The 4,282-nt window shown below is 72.7% G+C and carries 6 protein-coding genes; 4 read left to right on the top strand and 2 right to left on the bottom strand.

Features of this window, described 5'->3' with window-relative positions; all coding sequences use genetic code 11:
- A partial coding sequence (locus JHN45_RS50765) for a DUF192 domain-containing protein (protein WP_201056251.1) occupies positions 1 to 321 on the bottom strand: 321 nt, incomplete at its 3' end.
- Positions 322 to 466: 145 nt separating this feature from the next.
- On the opposite strand from JHN45_RS50765, the gene JHN45_RS50760 reads away from it, so the two are divergent.
- From JHN45_RS50760 to JHN45_RS50745, 4 genes are all read left to right on the top strand, one after another.
- Entirely contained in the window at positions 467 to 1,219 is a 753-nt protein-coding gene (locus JHN45_RS50760; RefSeq protein WP_201056249.1) for an A24 family peptidase, read from the top strand.
- 54 nt (positions 1,220 to 1,273) lie between these two features.
- Positions 1,274 to 1,846, top strand: a complete 573-nt coding sequence (locus tag JHN45_RS50755; RefSeq protein WP_200717351.1) for a dihydrofolate reductase family protein — start codon at positions 1,274 to 1,276, stop codon at positions 1,844 to 1,846.
- A 40-nt stretch (positions 1,847 to 1,886) separates the two neighbouring features.
- Entirely contained in the window at positions 1,887 to 2,759 is an 873-nt protein-coding gene (locus tag JHN45_RS50750; protein WP_201056247.1) for an LLM class flavin-dependent oxidoreductase, read from the top strand.
- Between the two features lie 63 nt (positions 2,760 to 2,822).
- Positions 2,823 to 3,608, top strand: a complete 786-nt coding sequence (locus tag JHN45_RS50745) for a class I SAM-dependent methyltransferase (RefSeq protein ID WP_201056245.1) — start codon at positions 2,823 to 2,825, stop codon at positions 3,606 to 3,608.
- Positions 3,609 to 3,641: 33 nt separating this feature from the next.
- On the opposite strand, the gene JHN45_RS50740 is transcribed toward JHN45_RS50745, so the two are convergent.
- On the bottom strand, positions 3,642 to 4,282 hold a 641-nt coding region (locus tag JHN45_RS50740; protein ID WP_201056243.1), incomplete at its 5' end, for a winged helix DNA-binding domain-containing protein.

Below are 4,282 nucleotides of genomic sequence, written 5' to 3'. Positions count from 1 at the left end.
CCCCGCCATGACCCCCGCCTCCGCCTCCAGCACATGCCGGGATCGGAGCCGCGGCAGGCCCAGCCGTCCCGGCTGCATGGTGTGGACGGCGACGACCTCCAACTTCCGGTTCAGGTACGCCACATCGATCGGGAAGCGCATCCGGAACGTGTGCACACTGCTCGCCGGCGAGAGCAGCATCGCCCCCTCGATCCCGTCCCGGCCGAGCAGCCCCTTCGTCCGCGCCCGGTAGGAGGTCGCGAACTCCAGCGGAACGGTGACGGCGCCCGTGGCCCCCCGCACGATCAGCTTCCCCTGCCCGTCACTCCACCGTCGTCCCATACCAGGCCACCTTCCCCACGCCACCCGGATCCATATCCATATCCACATCCATCCGGTGCCGACTGACGGTATCCACCCGGGCCTGGGCCCCACATGGGCCCACGGACCCATGCCCCGCCCGCCGCCACCTGGATATCGTCCCCGTGTGCGCCTGCTGCTGATCGTCCTGGGTGCCCTGTGGGGCGCGTGCTCGGGCCTCCTGCTGCCCCGCGCCGCCCACCGCCTCTCCGTCGAGGCCGAGGAGCCCTGGAACGGACACTGCCCCGACGGCCACCCGATCGAGGGCCCTTTCGACGGCTGGCTGGGCCGCGCCCGCTGCGACGGGACCGGCGGCTCACACCGATGCGGTTCCTACGGCCCCAGCACGCCCGTCGTGTCCGCCGTGACGGCCCTCGTCTGCGCGATTCTCGCCGCGGTCACCGGCCCCCACCCCGAACTCGCCGTCTGGCTGCTCGCCGCCCCCGTCGCCGTGCTCCTCGCGCTCGTCGACTACCGGGTGCACCGCCTCCCCGACGTCCTCACCCTCCCCCTCGCCGCCGCCACCCTCACGCTCCTCGGCGTCGCGGCCCTGCTGCCCGCCGACGCCGGTTCCTGGTTCACCGCCCTGCTCGGCGGACTCGCCCTCGGCGCCGGGTACTTGGTGCTGTATCTGATCAACCCCGCCGGCATGGGCTTCGGCGACGTGAAACTCGCCCTCGCCCTCGGCACGGCCCTCGGCTGGTACGGCTGGCCGGTGCTCGTCACCGGTGCCTTCGCGGGGGTGCTGTACGGCGCGCTGTACGGCTTCGCCATGGTCGCGCTGCGCCGGGCGGGCCGTAAGACGGCGATTCCGCTGGGGCCGTTCATGCTAGGCGGCGCGTTCACGGGTGTGGTCCTGGGAGCGTTGGCGGCGGCGTGAGACGCTGACGAACCCGGGAACCAGGGGGCCGACGACGAACGAGGTGACATACCCGTGCGGAAGATCTCCTACATGATGTCCGTGTCCCTCGACGGTTTCCTGGAGGGCCCCGACCGGGACATCAGCTGGCACCTGGTCGACGACGAACTCCACCAGCACATGAACGACACCCTCCGGCCCATGGGCGCCTTCCTCGACGGCCGCGTCACCCACGAACTGATGGCCGCCTACTGGCCCACCGCCGACGCCGACCCGGACGCCTCCGCGGTCACCGCCGAGTTCGCCGCCATCTGGCGGGACAAGCCGAAGACCGTGTACTCGCGGACCCTGCCCGCCGGTCCCGCCGAGTGGAACACGACCATCGTGTCCGAGGTCGTCCCCGAGGAGCTGCGCGCCCTCAAGGAACAGCCCGGCGGCGACCTCTGCCTCGGCGGCGCCGACCTCGCCGCCACCTTCCTCCGGCTCGGCCTCGTCGACGAGATCAAGGTGTACGTCCACCCGGTCCTCATCGGCCGCGGGAAGCGGATGTTCCCCGAGGCCGACACCCACACCGCGCTGCGTCTCGTCGAGAACCATGCCTTCGGCAACGGGGTCGTCCTGCTGCGCCACGAGCGGGTCGCCCCGTAAATCCGTTGTCCGCCGTGCACTCACCGGATAGGAAGAAACCATGACTGGACTCGGCGCGGTGTTCCGGCCCCAACTTCCCCCCGAGCGCCTGCGGGCGGTGGTCGAACTCGCCGACGCCTCCGGGCTCGAAGAGCTCTGGCTGTGGGAGGACTGCTTCCGCGAGGGCGGGATCTCGGCCGCCGCGGCGGCGCTCGCCTGGAGCGAGCGGGTACGGATCGGCGTCGGACTGCTCCCGGTCCCGCTGCGGAACGTCGCCATCACCGCGATGGAGGCCGCGACCCTGTACCGGCTGTTCCCGGGGCGCCCGGTCCTCGCCGTCGGCCACGGCGTACAGGACTGGATGGGCCAGGTCGGCGCACGCGCCGAGTCCCCGGTGACCCTGCTCCGCGAGCACCTCGACGCGCTGCGCGCCCTGTTGCGCGGAGAACGCCTCACGGTCCAGGGCCGCTACGTCAAGCTCGACGACGTCGGCCTCGACTGGCCGCCGGCCGGCCCCGTCGAGATCCTCGCCGGCGCCGGCGGCCCCCGCACCCTCCGCCTCTCCGGCGCCGCCGCCGACGGTACGGTCCTCACCGCGTCCACCGCACCGGACGGCGTCCGACGGGCCCGCCAACTCATCGACGAGGGACGGGAGTCGGCGGGCCGTACCGAAGCGCACCAGGTCGTCGTCTATCTCCTCACCGCCACCGGACCCGGTGCCGCCGCCCGACTCCGCGCCGAACTCGCCGAAGAGGGCCTGGAGTCGGTCCCCGACCTCGGTGTCGCCGGTGACGCGGGCGCCGTCGCGAAGGCCGTCCAGCGGCTCGTCGAGGCGGGCGCCGACACGGTCGTCCTCCAGCCCACCGGCGACGAACCCGACCCGGAGGCGTTCGTACGCTTCGCGGCGGAGGAGGTCAGGGCACTCGTCCCCTGACCCGCCCCGCACTGCTTCGGAAATCGGCAGCGCCCACCGACGACGCCCTGCGACCATCGCCCCATGGGCAACAGCAGGAGTTTCGAGGATCTCGTCGCGGAAGGGGCCGCCGTCCCCACCGACGGCTGGGACTTCTCCTGGTTCGAGGGGCGGGCCACCGAGGCACGGCCCTCGTGGGGATACGCGCGGTCCGCCGGGGACCGGCTCATCTGGGTGAACACCGTCCTGGACATCCAGACCGGGGGAGGGGAGGTTCTCGACTTCGCGCTGAGCCGGGCCGCCGCCCAGCCTCCGATGATGGTCGCCGCCACCGAGAGCTGGCCGCCCAACATCGCCAAGGCCACCGCCCTGCTCCGCTCGCGCGGGGTCGTGGTGGTCGCGGTGGCCGAGGGGGCTCAACTGCCTTTCGCGGACGCGGCCTTCGACCTCGTCCTGAGCCGCCATCCGGTCCGCGCCGACTGGCCCGAGATCGCCCGCGTCCTGCGCCCCGGCGGCACCTACTTCGCCCAACACGTGGGCCCCCGCAGCGCGTTCGAACTCGTCGAGCACTTCCTCGGCCCCCAGCCGGAGGACGTGAGCGGTGCCCGCGACCCCGAGCGCGAACGGGCCGGGGCCGAGGCCGCGGGGCTGGAGGTCGTCGGCCTGCGGGCCGAGCGGTTGCGCATGGAGTTCAACGACGTCGGGGCCGTCGTGCACTTCCTGCGCAAGGTGATCTGGATGGTCCCGGACTTCACGGTCGAGGCCTACGAGCCCCAACTCCGTTCGCTGCACGAGCAGATCGAGGCCACGGGCCCGTTCGTGGCCCACAGCACCCGGCACCTCTTCGACGTGCGCAAGCCGCTCAAGTGACCCCTGCCTGACCGCGCCAGACCCACGCCCGGCTCAGGCATGCGGTCCTGAGGTCACCTTCCCGATCACCAACTCCGCCCGCGCCTCCAGTACTTCGCCCACCCGTTCCGCCCGCTCGCCCAACTCCCGCTCCTGCCGCGCCGTCAGCCGTCCCAGCGGCTCCACGGTGACGGTCGTACGCCGGCCCTGTCTGCGCTGGTGCCAGACCCCGGCCACCACCCCGTCGACCAGCAGCACGGGGTAGTTGCCGGCCTGCCCGCCCGCCAGCGCCCGGCGGTACGCGGCACCCGGGAACAGCGTCTCGCGGGGCTGGGCGGCGATGACGTAGGCGTCGAAGTAGGGGAGGAGACGCACGCCCCGGACGGGTTCCCCGGGGAAGGACGTGTCGCCCGCCGTCACCCAGGCGCGCGTGCCCTCGAAGTCGACCTCCTCGATTCCGCCCTCGGTGGCGCAGGTCTCGAAGAGGGTCGTTGCCCAACCTCCGGGCGCCGCGAGCCATTTGGCGAAATCCGGTGGGGTCGCCGGGCCGTAGGCGCGCAGATATCGGTGGACGAGTGTGCGCAGGGCCTCGGTCGTGGGGAGCGGGGTGAAGCGGGGCGGGCGGGTGTAGGTGACTTTGCGGCCGCGGTTGGGGGCGAAGCACAGGGCGCCGGACTGGCCGGCCCGGTGCAGGA

The sequence above is a fragment of the Streptomyces sp. MBT53 genome (assembly GCF_016654115.1).
Classification (GTDB): Bacteria; Actinomycetota; Actinomycetes; order Streptomycetales; family Streptomycetaceae; genus Streptomyces.
This window is presented reverse-complemented; position numbering and strand designations above follow the sequence as displayed.

What these genes read in the sequence shown, in the direction of transcription:
- JHN45_RS50750 (WP_201056247.1), top strand. Translation starts at nt 1,887, where the DNA reads ATGACTGGACTCGGCGCGGTGTTCCGGCCCCAACTTCCCCCCGAGCGC.
- JHN45_RS50745 (WP_201056245.1), top strand. Translation starts at nt 2,823, where the DNA reads ATGGGCAACAGCAGGAGTTTCGAGGATCTCGTCGCGGAAGGGGCCGCC.